This window comes from Pseudarthrobacter cremeus, assembly GCF_051857465.1.
Classification (GTDB): Bacteria; Actinomycetota; Actinomycetes; order Actinomycetales; family Micrococcaceae; genus Arthrobacter.
On record NZ_JBPZHC010000016.1, the window covers coordinates 42,874 to 60,375 of the forward strand.

At 63.2% G+C, this 17,502-nt stretch carries 13 protein-coding genes and 3 pseudogenes; 11 read left to right on the forward strand and 5 right to left on the reverse strand.

The window, feature by feature from the left end; translation table 11 throughout:
- The first annotated feature begins 233 nt into the window (after positions 1 to 233).
- Both clpB and trxA read left to right on the forward strand, forming a co-directional pair.
- Positions 234 to 2,772, forward strand: a pseudogene (gene clpB / locus ACS5PJ_RS20730) (ATP-dependent chaperone ClpB).
- The gene (gene trxA / locus ACS5PJ_RS20735; RefSeq protein ID WP_439436743.1) at positions 2,769 to 3,197 is read left to right on the forward strand and encodes a thioredoxin; all 429 of its coding nucleotides are present in this window, start codon (positions 2,769 to 2,771) and stop codon (positions 3,195 to 3,197) included. Before clpB ends, trxA begins: the two are co-directional and overlap by 4 nt.
- 50 nt (positions 3,198 to 3,247) lie before the next feature.
- Here the strand turns inward: trxA and ACS5PJ_RS20740 are convergent, their stop codons facing one another.
- Positions 3,248 to 4,210, reverse strand: a complete 963-nt coding sequence (locus ACS5PJ_RS20740) for a LysR family transcriptional regulator (RefSeq protein WP_439436744.1) — start codon at positions 4,208 to 4,210, stop codon at positions 3,248 to 3,250.
- A 216-nt stretch (positions 4,211 to 4,426) separates the two neighbouring features.
- Here ACS5PJ_RS20740 and ACS5PJ_RS20745 point away from each other — a divergent pair, with 216 nt between their 5' ends.
- The 4 genes from ACS5PJ_RS20745 (at position 4,427) to ACS5PJ_RS20760 (ending at position 8,647) form a co-directional block, all read left to right on the forward strand.
- Entirely contained in the window at positions 4,427 to 4,834 is a 408-nt protein-coding gene (locus ACS5PJ_RS20745; protein ID WP_439436745.1) for a hypothetical protein, read from the forward strand.
- A gap of 18 nt (positions 4,835 to 4,852) precedes the next feature.
- Positions 4,853 to 5,713 (forward strand): alpha/beta fold hydrolase, encoded by an 861-nt coding sequence (locus ACS5PJ_RS20750; protein WP_439436746.1) that lies wholly within the window; start codon positions 4,853 to 4,855, stop codon positions 5,711 to 5,713.
- Positions 5,714 to 5,901: 188 nt separating this feature from the next.
- Positions 5,902 to 7,383, forward strand: a complete 1,482-nt coding sequence (locus ACS5PJ_RS20755; protein WP_439436747.1) for an NAD-dependent succinate-semialdehyde dehydrogenase — start codon at positions 5,902 to 5,904, stop codon at positions 7,381 to 7,383.
- A gap of 829 nt (positions 7,384 to 8,212) precedes the next feature.
- A complete protein-coding gene (locus tag ACS5PJ_RS20760; RefSeq protein WP_439436748.1) occupies positions 8,213 to 8,647 on the forward strand; it encodes a hypothetical protein in 435 nt (144 codons plus the stop codon).
- 882 nt (positions 8,648 to 9,529) lie between these two features.
- On the opposite strand, the gene ACS5PJ_RS20765 is transcribed toward ACS5PJ_RS20760, so the two are convergent.
- Positions 9,530 to 10,537 carry a DUF4192 domain-containing protein gene (locus tag ACS5PJ_RS20765; protein ID WP_439436749.1) on the reverse strand — a complete coding sequence of 336 codons (1,008 nt, stop codon included), beginning with the start codon at positions 10,535 to 10,537 and terminating at the stop codon, positions 9,530 to 9,532.
- 679 nt (positions 10,538 to 11,216) lie between these two features.
- On the opposite strand from ACS5PJ_RS20765, the gene ACS5PJ_RS20770 reads away from it, so the two are divergent.
- From ACS5PJ_RS20770 to istB, 3 genes are all read left to right on the forward strand, one after another.
- Positions 11,217 to 11,870: a GntR family transcriptional regulator gene (locus ACS5PJ_RS20770; RefSeq protein WP_439436753.1), complete on the forward strand. Its 654-nt coding sequence runs from the start codon at positions 11,217 to 11,219 to the stop codon at positions 11,868 to 11,870.
- Positions 11,871 to 12,413: 543 nt separating this feature from the next.
- Positions 12,414 to 13,556 carry a Mu transposase domain-containing protein gene (locus ACS5PJ_RS20775; RefSeq protein WP_439436754.1) on the forward strand — a complete coding sequence of 381 codons (1,143 nt, stop codon included), beginning with the start codon at positions 12,414 to 12,416 and terminating at the stop codon, positions 13,554 to 13,556.
- Positions 13,553 to 14,311 (forward strand): IS21-like element helper ATPase IstB, encoded by a 759-nt coding sequence (istB, locus tag ACS5PJ_RS20780; protein ID WP_439436750.1) that lies wholly within the window; start codon positions 13,553 to 13,555, stop codon positions 14,309 to 14,311. The genes ACS5PJ_RS20775 and istB overlap by 4 nt, the downstream gene beginning before the upstream one ends.
- Before the next feature lie 24 nt (positions 14,312 to 14,335).
- Here istB and ACS5PJ_RS20785 read toward each other — a convergent pair whose 3' ends face one another.
- A complete protein-coding gene (locus ACS5PJ_RS20785; protein ID WP_439436755.1) occupies positions 14,336 to 14,683 on the reverse strand; it encodes a transposase in 348 nt (115 codons plus the stop codon).
- Positions 14,684 to 14,865: 182 nt separating this feature from the next.
- Positions 14,866 to 15,024, reverse strand: coding sequence for a transposase (locus ACS5PJ_RS20790; protein WP_439436756.1), 159 nt, complete (start codon positions 15,022 to 15,024; stop codon positions 14,866 to 14,868).
- A gap of 86 nt (positions 15,025 to 15,110) precedes the next feature.
- Between ACS5PJ_RS20790 and ACS5PJ_RS20795 the strand changes: the two are divergent.
- Positions 15,111 to 15,389 (forward strand): annotated as a pseudogene (locus tag ACS5PJ_RS20795) (transposase); the annotation flags it as partial.
- Between the two features lie 20 nt (positions 15,390 to 15,409).
- Here ACS5PJ_RS20795 and ACS5PJ_RS20800 read toward each other — a convergent pair.
- Complete coding sequence (locus ACS5PJ_RS20800) at positions 15,410 to 16,459, reverse strand: IS110 family RNA-guided transposase (RefSeq protein WP_439436751.1); 1,050 nt, start codon at positions 16,457 to 16,459, stop codon at positions 15,410 to 15,412.
- A 257-nt stretch (positions 16,460 to 16,716) separates the two neighbouring features.
- Between ACS5PJ_RS20800 and ACS5PJ_RS20805 the strand changes: the two are divergent.
- A pseudogene (locus ACS5PJ_RS20805) lies at positions 16,717 to 17,379 on the forward strand (IS3 family transposase); the annotation flags it as partial.
- Between the last annotated feature and the right edge of the window lie 123 nt (positions 17,380 to 17,502).

Below are 17,502 nucleotides of genomic sequence, written 5' to 3' on the forward strand. Positions count from 1 at the left end.
GACCGGCGGCATGGACACCATTATCTGATGGGTCGGGTGGGTGTACCGGTTAAGGCACGTACTAGACCCGGTTCGTCGGCCTGTCAAGCGGCGTCCGGTACATCTGCATACCGGCCTGGTGTTTGCCCTGCCGATTTCGCGCTGGATCTTGCCGGTTCCCGGATCCCGGTTGCGTACCGAGCGCGACGTTCTCTCCCCAGCGCAACGGGCATTCCGAGACGGACGGCGAACACCTGCTGGCGGCCCCGCTGGAACAGGAGGGGACTGGTTCCGCGGCTGATCGTGGCCATGCAGGTTGACGTGAACGAGCTGAAGACGGCGGTCGAGGCAGAGCTCAGGCGCAAGCCGAAGGTCACGGGACCGGGGGCAGCACCAGGCCAGGTGTACGTAAGCCGCAGGCTGGGCACACTTCTCGATGCCGCGGAACGTGAAGCCAAACGGCTCAAGGACGAGTACGTCTCGGTGGAACACCTTCTGGTGGCGCTGGCGGAGGAAAGCCGGTCCACGGCGGCCGGCAGGGTGCTGGCCGAGCACGGCATCACGCGCGAGGCATTCCTCTCGGTCCTCACCCAGGTGAGGGGAAACCAGCGCGTCACGTCCTCGACACCGGAACAGACGTACGAGGCGCTGGAGAAATACGGCCGCGATCTGGTGGCGGACGCCCGCACCGGAAAACTGGACCCGGTCATCGGCCGCGACGCCGAGATCCGGCGGGTCTTGCAGATTCTTTCCCGCAAGACCAAGAACAACCCGGTACTGATCGGGGAGCCAGGGGTCGGCAAGACAGCCATTGTGGAGGGACTGGCCCAACGGATCGTCCGCCAGGACGTGCCGGAAGGGCTGAAGAACAAGACAATCTTCTCGCTCGACCTGAGCGCCCTCGTGGCAGGTGCCAAGTACCGCGGCGAGTTCGAGGAGCGGCTGAAGGCGGTGCTCGCCGAAGTCTTGGCGGCGGAGGAAGGATCCTGCTATTCGTCGACGAGCTGCACACCGTCGTCGGGGCAGGAGCGAGCGAGGGGTCGATGGACGCGGGGAACATGCTCAAGCCGATGCTCGCCCGCGGGGAGCTCCACATGATCGGGGCGACCACGCTCGACGAATACCGCAAACACATTGAATCGGACGCGGCACTGGAACGCCGCTTCCAGCCGGTCCTGGTTGAGGAACCCGACGTAGAGGACGCCATTTCCATTCTTCGCGGCCTGCGGGAGCGGCTTGAGGTCTTCCACGGCGTACGGATCCAGGATCGCGCTCTGGTGGCCGCGGCCACCCTGTCCCACCGGTACATCACCGACCGGTTCCTTCCCGACAAGGCGATTGACCTCGTCGTGGATGAGGCTTGCGCCCGGCTGCGGACGGAAATTGATTCCATGCCGGCGGAACTGGATGAGCTCACCCGGAAGGTCACGCGGCTCGAAATAGAAGAGGCGGCACTCTCGAAGGAGTCCGATCCGGCCAGCAAGACCCGGCTCGAGGAGCTGAGACGTGAATTGGCGGACCTGCGCGCCGAGGCCGACGCAAAGCGGGCCCAATGGGAAGCCGAGCGCCAGGCGATCCACAAGCAGCAGGAAATCCGCAGCGAACTGGAGCGGGTGCGGCAGGAGGCTGAGGAAGCCGAGCGGAACTACGATCTCAACCGGGCAGCGGAGCTACGCTACGGCAGAACTTGCCGACCTCGAACGGCGCCTGGCCGCCGAGGAGGAACGGCTGACCGCGAAACAGGGGGAGAAGCGCCTGCTCCGCGAGGTGGTGACGGAAGACGAGATCGCCGACATCGTCGCGGCCTGGACAGGCATACCGGTGGCACGGCTGAAGCAGGGCGAACGTGAGAAAGTCCTGCATTTGGACGAGATCCTGCGCGCCCGTGTGATCGGCCAGGAAGAAGCGATCAGTGCGGTCACGGATGCCATCATCCGCGCCCGCCCCGGCATCCGTGACCCGCGTCGGCCCATCGGATCGTTCATCTTCCTGGGACCGACCGGCGTCGGCAAGACCGAACCCGCCAAGGCTCTTGCCGCTGCCCTTTTCGACAGTGAAAACGCGATGATCCGGCTGGACATGAGCGAGTACCAAGAGCGCCACACTGTGAGCCGGTTATTGGGTGCTCCTCCGGGCTATATCGGCTACTACGAGGGTGGCCAGCTCACCGAGGCCGTACGCCGTAAGCCGTACTCGGTGGTTCTTTTCGATGAGGTGGAAAAGGCCCACCCGGATATCTTCAACACCCTTTTGCAGGCCCTGGACGACGGCAGGGTTACGGACTCCCAGGGCCGGACCGTTGATTTCCGCAATACCGTGATCATTATGACCTCTAACATCGGTTCCCAATATCTCCTTGAGGGTTCCACCGAAGGTGGAACGATCACCGAGCAGGCACGGAGCCTGGTGATGGGCGAGCTCCGGGGCCACTTCCGCCCCGAGTTCCTGAACCGTGTGGACGATATCGTGCTGTTTACGCCTCTCGGCCTGCCGCAGCTTGAACGCATTGTGGACCTGCAGTTCGAACAGCTGCGGCAGCGTCTGGCCGAGCAGCAGGTCGAACTGCACCTGACCGAGGAGGCGCGCCTGCTGATTGCTGAACGTGGCTTCGATCCGATCTACGGAGCCCGACCCCTGCGCCGCTTTATCTCCCGTGTAGTGGAAACGGAAGTGGGCCGGGCGCTCCTGCGCGGCAATATCGCCGAGGGGGGAGTCGTGACGGTGACAGCAGCCGACGGTGAGCTCTTGGTGGACTACACCACTAGGGAAATGGAAGAGGCCGGAACCGCATGAATAAGGCCATCATCAAGTGTCCCCACTGCGGCAAATCCAACCGCGTTCCGGCTGTCGCCGAGGGCCGGCCACGCTGCGGGAATTGCCACCGGGAGCTTCCCTGGGTGGTTGAAGCGGGCGACGACGACTTCGGCGAGATCGCCGAACGGTCCGGTGTTCCGGTACTGGTGGATTTTTGGGCGGTGTGGTGCGGACCCTGCCGGATGGTGAGCCCGGTGCTGGACCAGTTGGCACACGAGCGGGCGGGGCAGATCAAACTTGTGAAGGTCGATGTGGACCACTCGCCGCAGCTCTCGGCCAGATTCTCGATTCAGGCAGTGCCAACCTTGATGGTTATCGTCGACGGCAAGGTCGTCGCGAGGCAGGCCGGCGCAGCTCCCGCGCCGGTTCTGAGGTCCTGGTTGGAGGAGGCCCTCACGAAGTAGGCAGGAAACAGCGGACGCCCTCGGGCGGTTTTCCGCGATCCTCGGTGGCGCTAATTGGACTGGAACGAAGAGGATAGCGAGGCGGGCAGACCGGAGTCGACGAGGTTTGGTACGCCCCCGAAGGAGGCCAAGGTCCGGGCGGTCTCTACGAACTCGCGTGCCAGCCCGTCATTGACGTCAGTGCGCCATGCAATCGACAGCGGAGAGGGCGGGACGTCTCTGACCGGGATGAAAGACAGCCCCGGACGGTCATAGAAACGCTGGGTGGAGGCTTGAGTGAACGCAATGCCCCGCTCACCCATGATGGCTTCGAAACACTCGTCGACGGTGGCTACCTGAGTGCCCAGACGGACCGGCTGACCGCCTCGGGCCTGGGTTGCTAGCCAGAAATCCCGCCACTTATCCGGAGCCTTGCGGGCGACGAAAGACTCATCAACGACCTGTTCCACCGATACCTCGGACAGACCGGCAAAGCGGGAACTGCTGGCAACCACGAGGACCCGCGGCTCAATGAACAGTGTCTCCATGGCGAGCCAGTCAGCCGCAGGCAGGGGTGGCCGCACAAATGCCACGTCAGCGCTTCCGTCGGCAAGCCCGGCAGTAGGGTCTGCGAAATCGAAGGACCTCATCTGGACGTGGATTTCCGGGTGGTTGTTCTTGAACGCGCCGAGGATCCGCGGAGTCAGTTCAGCAGCGGCGTTTGTCTGAAAGCCGACTATCAGGGTGCCCTTCACGCCGCTGGCGACCTCACGGGTCAGCGAAACGGCGCGCTCGGCGGCAGATAAGAGGCGCTTGGCTTCGCCCAGCAGGACATCCCCTGCGCCGGTCAGAGAGACGCTGCGGCTGGTCCGGATCAGCAGGGGAGTGCCGAGCGAGTGTTCAAGCTTTCGAATTTGGACGCTTAGGGATGGTTGCGCGATATGAAGTCGGGCAGCGGCTCGCCCGAAATGCAGCTCTTCCGCAACGGCGACGAAGTACTGCAGGACGCGCAGGTCAAGCTGTGGCTGCTGCATCGTTCAACTCTAAGCTCCGCCGCAACCGGGGTCCAATAGTTTCAGGCTATCGGTGGATAGGGGACAGGTATTGGACCGTTCGGGGCAACGGGGGCTGCAATGGAAGCAGCGAAGGGTTGCCATCGGAGACAGCCGCAAAGGCACTCCAGAAACCCCGCTTCGAGGCTCGGACAGAGTAGCCCGGCCCTCCGCGAGACCAATGAGAGGAACAACGAAATGACGGTCGCAACACGTGCACCTTCTGTAGACGCCTGGGTTCAGAGCTTCACCGAGGCCAACAACCAGGACCCGGAAATCCGGGCCCACGGAAAGTATTTCACCTGCTCCTACCTGCTGGACATGGAGGCGCACACCTTTGTTGTCCGGGTGGTGTCGGGCACCATCGTTCAGATTTCCGTGGACCCGGGACCCATCGAGGTTCCCTACCAGTTCGCCATCCGGGCCAGCGCCCACACCTGGAGTGAATTCGGCAAGCCCGTCCCGGCTCCCATGTACCACGGCATCTGGGCCGCCACTTTTCAGCGCGACATGAAGCTGGAGGGCGATGTCCTGGTTCTTATGCAGAACCTGCGCTGCCTCACACGCCAGATCGAACTGCTCCGCTCCACCGGCGCACCCGTCTAGACCATAGGAGTTCCTGACATGAGCAAAATTTCCCCCGTCACCGGCCACTACGTCACAGTCGACGTGGACGGCCTCGAATACAAGGTTTTCTACCTCGAAAACGGCCAAGGCCAGCCCCTGGTCTGCCAGCACACCGCCGGAGCCCACAACCACCAGTGGCGCGGCCTGCTGGAGGACCCGGAGATCACCGCCAACTACCGCGTCATCGCCTACGACCTCCCCCGCCACGGCAAATCAGACCCCCCTGAAAACACCCAGTGGTGGACCGAGGAGTACCAGCTCAGCGCGGACCACTTCGCCAACTTCATCGTCGCCCTCGTCGACGCACTGGAACTGGTCGACCCTATTTTCATGGGATCCTCCTTCGGCGGGAACATAGCGCTGCAGCTCGCCCACCGTTTCCCGGAGAGGTTCGACGCCGTCATCCCGGTAGAGGGGGCGGACCACTCACCGGGGTTCTACCTCGACTGGTGGCAGCATCCCCATGCCAATGCCGCTCAGGTGTGCGGCAGCGGCACCTGGGACCTCATGGCCCCGCAATCGCCAGAGGCCGACCGTTGGAAGACCTGGTTCTACTACACGCAGGGTTCCGAGGCGTTCAAGGGTGATCTGTACTTCTACTCGGTGGACCACGATCTGCGCGGCAAACTGGGCGAAATCCAGACGACCAAATGCGCGGTGGTCCTGATGACCGGCGAGTACGACTACCTCACCACCCCTGAAGACGGAGCCCGCACCGCCAGCCAGATCCCGGGTGCCGAGTTCATCGAGATGAAGGCCATCGGGCACTTCCCGATGAGCGAGAACTACCCGGTCTTCAAGGGATACCTCGTCCAGGCTCTGGACCTGATCCGTACCAAGACCAGCGTCCGAGCCTAGCCGGCTCTCACCTCAGGGGTCGGTGCCAATCCCGGCGGGTCGGCACCGACCCTGCCACCTCAATGGCGAAAGACACACAGAAGATTTGATCCCTCATGCCGTGCCTCTGGCAGCCGAACCGCACCAAACTGCTGAAGGTCGGGCTGCACACCGCTACGACTTCCTTCAAACCCCTTGGAGATATAACGATGTCAACAAATCCCCAGCGTGAAGCCGCCCTGCTGGCCTCCGTGCCGACGGGCCTGCTGATCAATGGCGAGTGGCGTCCGGCCGCGTCGGGGAAGACCTTCGACGTCGAGGACCCGGCCACCGGCAAGGTGTTGTTGAGTCTGGCCGACGCCGGACCCGAGGACGGGGCCGCCGCCCTGGACGCCGCGGCCGCTGCGCAGGAGTCCTGGGCTAAGGTCCCCGCACGGGAGCGCGGGGAGATCCTGCGCCGGGCCTTCGAGATGGTCACGGCCCGCGCTGAGGACTTCGCGCTGCTGATCACCCTGGAAATGGGCAAGCCGCTGGCCGAGGCCCGCGGAGAGGTCACCTACGGCGCTGAGTTCCTGCGCTGGTTCTCCGAGGAAGCCGTAAGGGCCTTCGGCCGCTACTCGGTCTCCCCGGACGGGAAGTCCCGGCTGCTGGTGGCCAAGAAGCCGGTGGGCCCGTGCCTGTTGATCACGCCGTGGAACTTCCCGCTCGCGATGGCGACGCGGAAGGTCGCCCCGGCCGTCGCCGCGGGCTGCACTATGGTGCTGAAGTCCGCGAACCTGACGCCGCTGACCTCGCAGCTGTTCGCGGCCGTGATAGTGGAGGCCGGTCTGCCGGCCGGGGTGCTGAACGTTATTCCGACCTCCACCGCCGGTGCCACCACGGGTCCGCTGATCAAGGACTCCCGGCTGCGCAAGGTGTCCTTCACCGGCTCCACTGAGGTCGGCCGCCGGCTGCTTGCCGATGCCTCCGAAAACGTGCTGCGGACCTCGATGGAGCTCGGCGGCAACGCCCCGTTCGTGGTGTTCGAGGACGCCGATGTCGATGCCGCCGTCACCGGGGCGATGCTGGCGAAACTGCGGAACATGGGCGAGGCCTGCACCGCGGCGAACCGGTTCATCGTGCACGAGTCCGTCGCCCAGGAGTTCGCGAAGAAGTTCGCCGCGAAGATGGCGGACATGACCACGGCCCGGGGCACCGAGGCCGAGTCCAAGGTGGGCCCGCTGATCGATGCCAAGAGCCGTGACAAGGTCCACGAGCTCGTCACCGATGCCGTGAACGAAGGTGCTGTCTTAGTCATGGGCGGGGCGCCGGTGGACGGTCCGGGATACTTCTACGAACCCACCCTTCTCCTCGACGTGCGCGAAGGCGCCCGGATCCTGTCCCAGGAAATCTTCGGACCCGTCGCCCCGATCATCACCTTCGACACCGAGGACGTGGCCGTCCGGCTCGCGAACAACACCGAATACGGGCTCGTGGCCTACGTCTTCACCAGGGACCTCAACCGCGGGATCCGGATGGGCGAACGCCTCGAAACCGGCATGCTCGGCTTGAACGCCGGCGTGGTCTCCAACGCCGCCGCCCCGTTCGGCGGCGTCAAGCAGTCCGGTCTGGGCCGCGAAGGCGGCCTCGAGGGTATCGAGGAATACCTCTACACCCAGTACATCGGCATCGCCGACCCCTACGCCGGCTAACCGCGCTGATCGACTCTTTCTGCTGAAGCGACGCGGCAAATTTAATCTCGGTTCAGCTGGAAGGTCCCAATCCCATGGAGCGCGTCCGCTAGGGCTCCAATGCCGCGCATTTCGTCGTATTCGGCGACGACGACGGCAGAAACCCCTGAAGCGATCTGCGCCTGAGGGTCAGGCGTCCTCGATGGGTGCCTCGTCGGCGTCTATTGACAGGTGGGCCCAGACTCGTCGCGCGCTGGGCTGCCAACACCCCAAGCCGTGTATTGAACCTATAGATTGCGGAACTGCCCCACACGCACGGCCCCGCCGACCCGCGAAAACATTGGATCGTTGTCGAACGGCAGTTCTCGCATCCACCGCAATTCACGTACTTAAACCGCCGATAACGGATCTTACAAAGGCAGCGTGACGTAATCGCGCTTATCACCGCTAGATATTCGACCGCCAAGCGGTTGACAACGATGGCAGGGAAGCACCCAACCAAGAGAGTAGAGAACCATGACCATTCAAACAGCGCCCGATCGTCTCGTCATAGCCGTTCAAACACGAGAAGAATTGGACGCCGCCTTGGACGGAGCGCTGAATCTCTTGAAGCCCGTGGCCACGGCCGAACGAGTCGGCATCTTGGTAACGCGGCTCGCCCCAGGCCGCTATGAGGCTCGGCTAGATGCTGAACTGCCACCGGGCACGACGACGGAAAGCTGGGGCCCATCCTTCAATTAGGTGAGAGGACCGTCAACCTGATGCTCCACGCATGCCCCACGGCCCCCAATTTGGTTTTCACCCTGAGCAACGGACGAGACTTCGGGAGCGCTATGACGAGGAGGTCCGTGTGAACTCTGCTCCGGGAGAGAAGGAACCCGGTCAACCGACAGCCAACATCGATCCCCAAAGGCGGTTCGTGCATCGGATGTCTTCGGCGGTCTCGCCCCGCATGCGTTCATGGGAGGATCCCCAAGTGGAGCGCGTGGCCTGGAGCAAACCGCCACGCCGGGCGAGAAGTCAACCACCAGCCGGGCGCATTAACCAAAGGGTTCAAGGCGGCACGGAGGCAGACGCGCGGGCCGTCGATGACCTGCGTCAGGCGGTCAGCACCGGGTTTGGCAGTGGGGAGTACACCCTGCTATTCCTCTGGATCAAGTTCTGGTCAAAGGGAGGCGATGCCCGTATAGCGGAGCGCGGCGCTTTCATTCAGGGTTTGCAGGCACTCTCAGACAATGACTCTATCGTGTTGGGCATCGTCGTCGACGAACTCCACAGCCCCTGACTCGATCGCCACAGCGGCAGCCCAAACGATAACTCCAAGTCGCTAATATTGGGGCTCTCGAAGCGGTCCAAATACCACCGATAATGGACCTTTCGTCACCTGAGGTGGAGCGGCGTCTGATGCTGCGTTAGGTGTCGGAGTGGTCTTTGCTGACTTTTCTTGGCCCCTCGTAGCTGCCATCGCCCTTTGACCGTCTGGTTGCTGGGCGTTCGGTCATGCAAGTCCCCGGGCTGCAGCCCATGAGAGGTCTGAATGAAGGGATAGCCGCATGAGGGAATTCGAGTCCATTCGTGTGCTGCGAACTATTGCGGCGAACGAGTTGGCTGCAAGCCGTATCGGACGCATCCTGACGCAGAACACGGAACTGCCGCGCCCCCGGTCGGGGAGCGCGGCAGTCGCATGGAGATGCAAAAAATCTGGCAGATAGGCGGTGTTGACAGTGTCAACAGATTTGGCCTCAAACTGCGTCGTACTGGGGCGGGATCGGGCCGGATTCCGCATGTTTCCGCGGGAGCCCAGTGAATAGAAGGGCTGGAATGCAGTTCGAGTCCCACCTCGGGCACGTTGTTTCCGCAGGTCAGGGGCTTTTTGGTGCTTTTTCGTGTGCACATTGTGCACACTCTCGCCTCTGATCTGATGTTCCGGGGTGAGTGGGGTCCCGGAAACGGCCTATTCGGTTGTGTGGGGGAGCGGCGCTCTACGGCGGGCCGCGTACCGCCCTGCGGGGCCTCTTCTGGGTGTTCATCCTCGTTCGTCCTTCCGTTGGGTTTTCGCGTTCACCACTTCATGGTGGCTAGAGACGCGTACAACGTGATTTGCGGATTATTCTTTTGGATCGCCCTGGGGTTGCGGCCGGTCCGGATTTTCCGCTCTGATATCTGTTCATGCAGGAACGCAGGGGCAATGGCATGACATGGCAACCGATCCGGAACAGATCATTTGGTCGCTGAGCCTGGCCAGGTGGTAGCTGGGGTCGGCCTCGAGGGCGAGTTGCATGAACCGGTGGGCCTTGCTGCCTCTGCCCTGCCACCAATTTATGAAGGCGATGGCGGTGAGGATTGGGGCCGAGTGTGAGGTGCTGCTGCGTGTGTAGGCGTGTAGCAGCAGCTGCTCTGCCCACTCGACCCGCGACCAGTGGGGCTTGCTGTCTATCTGGGCCAGGAGTACACGGTCCATGGGTTCGTCGATTCCGGGGATGTCCGCCATGAGTTGATCCCGAATGGTGGGGAACTGGAGGTTCGCGATCAGGCTGATGATTTGCTCGTCGGTCGGGAAGGATTTTGCGTCCAGCATTTCCGTCCACAGCGTCCGGGCCCGGTCCATCGCGTTGCTAATGGTCTGGCGCTGAATGAATTTCACGCGCGTTTCGACGGCCGCCGCGGTCTGCGTATCTTTGGCCGAAGGCGGCAAAGTGATGCGGTTGGTTGGGGCGATGGTGCTGCCGCGGTAGATGAACTCGGCATTGACCTGGCTGTACTCAGTTGAGGTAAGGGGCAGGGAGGGTCCGTCTGTCGGGTCGCCGTCGTATTGTGAGACTGCGTCGTCTCCTACGAGGAGTCCGTCGCGGATGGTCATTCCTCGCTCGGCGAGGGCGCCTGTCAAGGCTGCGATGTTTGCGGCGTGCGGCCTGGCGCGGCCGGCCTCTGCGGGCATCGAAGTGTAGACAGCGAAGAGCACGCTGGCGGCCTTAGTGTCATGGGCTAAGTGGCCGGCGATGGTTTGTGCGTAGCTGATTTCGGCTCCGGGCTTCGGCAGGTCAACGCGCAGGGTGGCGCCGACGTGGTTGTCTGCGAGGGTGATGCAGACGAGGCTTTCGCGGGGCCAAAACCCCAGGGTGTGTCCGACGAAACTGAGAACGTCGGCCGGTGATTTGATCGTGAGCGCTTCCATGTTCCTTCTCCTTCAGCTACTGGCGGGCATCGGTTGTGCTTGGCAGACTTCGGCGTCGTTCTCATAGAGGAGTCACCGCTGGGTATGAGGGGCCGGAGTGCAACTTGGGGAACCGGGCACGGTCCAAGATTTCGCGAGGATATAAGCGACGGAGGAGCGCCGAACGAAATCTTGGATCGCGATCGGCGCATCGCGCCCTGGTTGCGCGGAGGGCCCGCCCAGCGATGATGGGGAATCAGAACGACAAAAAGCGAAAAAGCTTCCGGTCATTCATGGAGTAGTTTGGGCGACGCGGCATGACGCCGATGACTGCTGTAGAGCCTTCCGCGACCCGCTTCAGGGGAGCGCTCGCGGAGGCTTCCCACCTCCTTAGCAACCTCGCTTGAGAGAAGTGCCGGTCAGCACGGCCATTTTGCTCTAGAGCGGACGGCGCCGGAAACCTCACGCCGACCCTTCGACGTATCCGTTCGGTCCGAGCCTCAAGGGGTGTGCTTTTACCACGGGTTCCATCTACCGTCTGACACAATGGATCCAGCGGCAGTCGTGTTGCCTCAGGCGCCAGTCTGAGTCGGGCGTGACGCTGAGGCGGAACAGTACTACGCTTTCAGATTACTCACTTTCGTGAGCCCGTGTGGATACATTCGGTGTTATACCGCAAGTCAGGATTGAAGCCGTGGAAATGAAATCGCGAGGAACAGCAAGGGCCGCAGGTGCCCGGATTGCAGACCAGCTCAGGACCATGATTATCAGCGGCGAGCTGGCCCCGGGAGAACGGATCGGTCAGGAGATGCTCGCTGAAAAATTCGGCGCGAGCCGCATTCCGGTGAGGGAAAGCTTGAAACTCCTTGAGGCCGAGGGGTTGGTCAGCATTGTTCCGAACAGTGGAGCTTGGGTCTCGAAGCTTGACGCATTTGAGTTCGACCAGATCTACAAACTCCGTGAACAGGTTGAATCCCTTGCCATTAGGGAAAGTATTGACGGCCTCTCCGAGGACCAAGTTCGGCGCCTTGATGAATTGGTGGAGGAGATTGCCCAAGCTCCGGACATTGAGACATTTTTGAGGGTCGACCGGGAATTCCACCTCTTGACTTACGCGGGAGGTAGCTTTTCGCTCCTCCATGAACTCATTGAGCGATTCTGGAATTCAACCCAGCACTACCGACGGGTGTTTGCTCAGGGATTCAGCGCCGAGCGGCAGTGGGCCACCGATGCCGAACATCGGCTGATTGTGGACAGCATCAAACGGCGTGATCACGACGTCGCCGCTAGCCTCGTCAGGGGCCACATCCGGAGGACACGTCTCGATCTGGCGGCTAGAAGGGATATTTTCTGATAGTCCCCATTTGGATTTCGAATGCGGGTCGTGACCCGGCAATATCGGACGTTGTGTTGGTGTCTTGGTCGCCAGCCTGAGTGGGCGGCGCTGCCCGTGCCGGGTCGGCCGCCGCGGGCGCCCTTGCTTCTCGGGGTTGGCGGCTTGGTCTCTGGGTTCGGGAATGGCGGTCTTGATTTCCGCGCCCGCAGGAGTGGACGGTTGGCCCTGGAGGAGTAGGCTTTTTCGGCTCTCCGCGGTTCGTGGTGATTTGCACTGCGCGGTGAATGTTCAGGCCGCCGTTTTGGCGGCGCTTCTGAGCATAATGCGCGTGGTGTAGTTCCGGCTATTGACCAAGCCGCGTCCTGTCCGTTTCAGGTGTTTGATGGCGGTGTGTTAACGCCAACCGGAAATAGGGCCAGGAACGCCAACTGAAAATAGGGCCACCGACCATTATGGAAGGTGATCAATTTGGATGATTGGGCGGAGATAGGCCACCTGTTTTCGACGGGCAAGCACTCGAAGCGGGAGATCGGCAGGATCGTGGGGGTTTCCCGCGGAACGGTGGAGCGTGCGTTGGAGTCGGACCGGGCGCCGAAGTATCAGCGGTCATCCGGAGTGTCGAGTTTTGATGCGTTTGCCCCCAGGGTGCGGGCGTTGTTGGTGAAGACGCCGACGATGCCTGCCGCGACGTTGGCGGAGCGGGTGGGTTGGTCTGGTTCCGCGTCTTTGTTCCGGGCGAAGGTCGCTGCGATCCGGCTTGAATACGCGCCGCCGGACCGGGCCGACCGTTTGGTCCATGAGCCGGGGTTCCAGGTCCAGTGCGACCTGTGGTTCCCGCATGATCCGCTGACCGTCGGTGAGGGCCAGTCCGATACGCCCCCGGTGTTGGTGATGACTTCGGCGTTCTCGGGTTTCATCCAGGCGCGGATGCTGCCGTCGCGCACGACACCGGATCTGATCGGTGGGATGTGGGCGCTGCTGCAGGATGCGCAGGCCGTTCCGTCCCGGCTGTTGTGGGACAACGAGTCCGGCATCGGCAGGCGTCGGCCCACGGAGCCGGTTGCCGCGTTCGCCGGGTCCCTCGGGCTGGAGGTCAAGCTGCTTCCGCCGCGGGATCCGGAGTCCAAGGGCATGGTCGAGCGGATGAACAGGTTCTTCCGGCAACGCTTCATGCCGGGCCGGGACTTCCGCTCGCCCGCGGATTTCAACGGCCAGCTGGAGGACTGGCTGCCCAAGACCAATCATCGTTACTCGCGGTCCCGCCACGGCCGCCCGGACGAGCTGATCGTCCTGGACCGGGAGAGGATGCGGGAATTGCCGCCGGTGTCCCCGGAGGCGGTGTTCCGCAACGCGGTGCGGCTGCCGCGGGATTACTACGTGCGGGTGTTCTCCAACGACTATTCCGTGGACCCCTCGTTTATTGGGCGGATCGTGGATGTCGCCTCCGATCGGGACACCGTCACGGTCACGCACGATGGGGTGCTCATCGCCACCCACGTCCGGGTCTGGGCGCGGCATCTCGTCGTGACCGATCCGGCCCATGTCGCCCGGGCCGCAGAGATGCGCCGGGACTTCCGGACCCAGAGGGTGCGCCGCCCCGAACCCGAGGAAGCGGTGCAGGTGCGGGACTTGGCCGCCTACGACGAGATCTTCGGCATTGACCTCGGCCAGGACCCGGCCGTGCTGCGGGAGGCGGCGTCATGAGCGGGACACCGTCACAGATCGAGTACTACGCCCGGGCCCTGCGCGCACCCCGGATCAGCGACGGGTTCCGCCGCCTCGGCGACCAGGCCCGGGACGCCGGCTGGTCGCACGAGGAGTACCTGGCAGCTGTTCTCTCCCGTGAAGTCTCCGAGCGCGAAGCTTCCGGAGCGGCGACCCGGATCAAGGCCGCGAGGTTCCCGGCCCACAAGGACCTGGAGGAGTTCAACTTCGACCACCAGCCCTCTGCGGACCGGAACCTCATCGCGCACCTGGGCACCGGGGTGTTCCTCTCCGAGGCCAAAAACGTGGTCCTCCTCGGGCCACCCGGCACCGGCAAGACCCACCTCGCGGTCGGCATCGGCATCAAGGCAGCCAAGGCCGGGCACCGGGTCCTCTTCGATTCCGCGACGGGCCGGGTCGCCCGGCTCCAGGAGGCTCACTCCCGCGGGAAACTCTCCCAGGAACTGGTCAAACTCCGCCGCTACGGGCTCCTCATAATTGATGAAGTGGGCTATATCCCGTTTGACCAGGACGCCGCGAACCTGTTCTTTCAGCTGGTCTCCAGCCGCTATGAACACGCGTCCATGATCCTGACGTCCAACCTGCCGTTCGCCCGCTGGGGCGACGTCTTCGGGGACCTGACCATCGCCTCGGCCATGATCGACCGGATCGTCCACCACGCCGACGTCATCAGCCTCAAAGGCAACAGCTACCGGCTCAGAAAACACCAGCCCGCGGCCACTACGGCACAATAGAACGAACAGACAGTGGCCCTGTTTTCAAATGGCACTAATGGTCCTGTTTTGGGTTGGCGTTAACACGGTGTTGTTCGCTTCGACTTTCGCGGTGGTGGCGCCGGTGACGATGAGGACTTCGATTTCGTTCCACCAGCGGCAGACCGTGCGCCAGAGCGGGTTTGTCTCGGGCTGCGCGGCGATGCCGACGAGTTCCTGGAGCCAGCGCTTCACCGTATCGGCGGCTTCGAGCGAGCCGGTGCGCAGCAGCGTGCGGAGCTGTTCCTTGACGTTCCACGCCGCCTGCAGCGCGCCGGTCGGATCGTCAATGTCGAAGACGTTCTTGATCCGGTCCCGGCCCCGGGCGGATAGCGTTTCGCCGGCTCGGAGCAGTAGCCGGCGGTTGGCCTAGACCGGGTCCGTGGTGCGTCCGCGCCGGCCCTTGGTTTCCTGGGTCAGTCGCTGGCGGACTTCGGTGAGCATGTTGTTTCCGAGCAGAACCAGCTGGTAATTCGGGGGCTCCCCCTCTGCTGCGGGGAAGGTTCCGGGCTGGTGGGCGCAGTTGATCGTGGGGTCTACCGGACACGGTCCAGTCGATCTCCCATGGCGGCTTCGGACTGGGTAAGCAGGACGGCATGGATCCGGTCCCAGATCCCGCCTGCTGCGAAACGGCGGTGGCACTTCACCACCGTCTGCCACGGACCGAACTGCTCCGGCAGGTCCCGCCAGGCGATCTCGCACCGGTAACGGTTGGGGGACTGCCCCCGGTTTTGTTGACTCCTTGACCTAGCGAGCTTGTGCTCGTGGAAGGATGTTGAGCATGCCCACGGCTTATGGGGCGGAGTTCCGCCAGGATGTTATTGATGTGGCCCGGAAGGGTGAGGCGCCGCTGGCGCAGATTGCGAAGGATTTCGGGCTGTCGGTCACGACGTTGAAGCGCTGGATTGCCATCGCCGAACGCAAAGAATCTGGCGCCGGCCCGGCGGCGACGGAGTCGGCCGAGCTGCGGGAGCTGAAGAAGCGGAACCGGCTGTTGGAGCAGGAGAATGAGATTCTGCGCCGGGCTGCTGCCTTTCTGGCCAGGGACATCAACCCAAAATGACTCTTCTATGGGTCCTGTCAGGCCATGATGGTTTGGAGTTGGCGGAAGATGGAGCGGCAGACGTAGCGTTTGAGGTTTCGGCGGATTTCGCGGTTTGATTTCCCTGTTGCCCTGCTGCGGGTCACGTAGTCCTTGGTTGCGGTGTCGAAGCTCATGCGGGTGCGGACGATGACGTCGAAGGCCCTGTTCAGCTGACGGTCGCCTGACCGGTTGAGTCGGTGCCGGGTCGTGTTGCCGGAGGAGGCCGGGCGTGGTGCGACGCCTCCGAGTGCGGCGAAGGCAGCCTCTGAACGGATGCGGCCGTGGTGGGAGTAGGCGCAGGTGATGATGGCTGCTGTAACGGGCCCAACTCCGGGAACGGATTGGAGCCCTGGCGCCAGTTCTTCGGTGAGCTGCGCCAGTGTTTTGTGGTTTTCGGCGAGCCGGGCGGTGAGGTCTTTGATGGTCAGGGCGAGTCGTTTGGCTTCTGTGCGGGCGATTCGGATCACGGGGTCGGTGCTGTTTGAGGTCCGCCAGGCTGCGATGGTGGTGATTTGTGCGTCCCGCAGGGATGACCGGGCGTCAACTCCGAGATCCGTGCCGCGGAGCAGGGCTGTGAGGGCGTTGCGGTTCGCGGTGCGTTGGTGATCCAGCAGGGACCGTGAGGCAAGCAGGATCCTGATCGCGGCCCTGGTGCCTGCAGCGCGCGGTTCCATCACCTGATCGCGGGGTCGCCCGAGGACCGAGCGGGCCGCGGCTTCGGCGTCGATCGGATCCGATTTGCCGGTAAGGGCACGCGAGGCACGGGCGGGCGGCCTGACCTCGCCAACCTCAATCTCAGCGGCAAGCAAGACCTGGGTGAGCCGGGCACCGAAGGAAGACGTGCCCTCGACGGCCGCGAAGACCCTCTCCCCGCCTGTGCGCCGCCGGATCCAGGTGATCGCACGGTCCATCCCCGCGGAGGTAGCCGGGAACACGGCGGTGTCCACGACTGCACCGGTCGAGGCATGAACGGCTGTGAAAGTGTGGCTGCGGGCATGGGTGTCGACTCCGACGACGAACTCAAATTCTTCTGCGATGATCGCCATAATGCGTTCTCCCTTTTCTAGTGAACCGGACAGGTGGCAGGAGCCTGCCTGGGATCGCTTCGGAGACGCATCTGTAACGGGTCACACCCGAAGGTGGACAGTCTTCTGATCAGGTCATCCGCGGCGGGGCAGACCGGTGCCCGGAGAACGGCGCGGACGAGTCATTTTCAAGACACCACATCAGCGCGGGTCGCATATACCCTGAGTCACACACCGCTCTCCCGGACCAGCCTGCCAGCCAGCCTCCGGCCGGCACATCACCATTACAGATTTACCCGCTGGTCACGGATCTTGCCGCCGATGGTGTTCCCGTGGCGGTGACCTGCAGGGTGTTGGGATTCAGCAAGCAAGGCTATTACCGGTGGAGGGCCAGTCCGGTGACGGAACGCGATTGGATCGATGCGCACCTCGTCAACGCCGCCCTGGACATCCACGCCGACGACCCCGCATTCGGGTACCGGTTCATCGCCGACGAACTCCCGGAGAAGGGCATCACGGCGGGCGAGAACAGGGTCCAGCGCTTATGCAGGGACCACGGCATCTGGTCGGTGTTCTCGAAGAAGCGGGGCCTGAACCGCAGACCCGGGCCACCGGTCCACGACGACCTGGTCGAGCGAGATTTCACCGCCGCAGCGCCGAACGAACTGTGGCTGACGGACATCACCGAGCACCCGACGGCCGAGGGCAAGCTCTACCTCTGCGCGGTGAAGGACGTCTATTCCGGCAGGATCGTCGGCTTCTCAATGGACTCGCGAATGAAGTCCTCGCTGGCCGTCGCCGCACTGGAGAACGCGGTGCGGGCACGCCGACCGGAAGGGACAGTGGTTCACTCGGACCGCGGCTCCCAGTTCCGGTCACGCCGGTTCGTCGAATCACTCCGGCACCACGGGCTCACCGGATCGATGGGCAGGGTCGGTGCGTCCCTCTTAACCGGCTAATGCGGTCATTTCTGCAGGTAAGCGACACGCCAAACCACGGGGCTTTCGATGTGATCTGAATCACTACTGGTACACCTGTTCTTCATGAACAGCGATTGCGGTCTT

Coding starts and splice junctions, on each gene's coding strand:
- ACS5PJ_RS20755 (WP_439436747.1), top strand. CDS start 5,902: ATGTCAACAAATCCCCAGCGTGAAGCCGCCCTGCTGGCCTCCGTGCCG.
- ACS5PJ_RS20770 (WP_439436753.1), top strand. CDS start 11,217: ATGAAATCGCGAGGAACAGCAAGGGCCGCAGGTGCCCGGATTGCAGAC.
- istB (WP_439436750.1), top strand. CDS start 13,553: ATGAGCGGGACACCGTCACAGATCGAGTACTACGCCCGGGCCCTGCGC.
- ACS5PJ_RS20765 (WP_439436749.1), bottom strand. CDS start 10,537: ATGGAAGCGCTCACGATCAAATCACCGGCCGACGTTCTCAGTTTCGTC.
- trxA (WP_439436743.1), top strand. CDS start 2,769: ATGAATAAGGCCATCATCAAGTGTCCCCACTGCGGCAAATCCAACCGC.
- ACS5PJ_RS20750 (WP_439436746.1), top strand. CDS start 4,853: ATGAGCAAAATTTCCCCCGTCACCGGCCACTACGTCACAGTCGACGTG.
- ACS5PJ_RS20800 (WP_439436751.1), bottom strand. CDS start 16,459: ATGGCGATCATCGCAGAAGAATTTGAGTTCGTCGTCGGAGTCGACACC.
- ACS5PJ_RS20745 (WP_439436745.1), top strand. CDS start 4,427: ATGACGGTCGCAACACGTGCACCTTCTGTAGACGCCTGGGTTCAGAGC.
- ACS5PJ_RS20740 (WP_439436744.1), bottom strand. CDS start 4,210: ATGCAGCAGCCACAGCTTGACCTGCGCGTCCTGCAGTACTTCGTCGCC.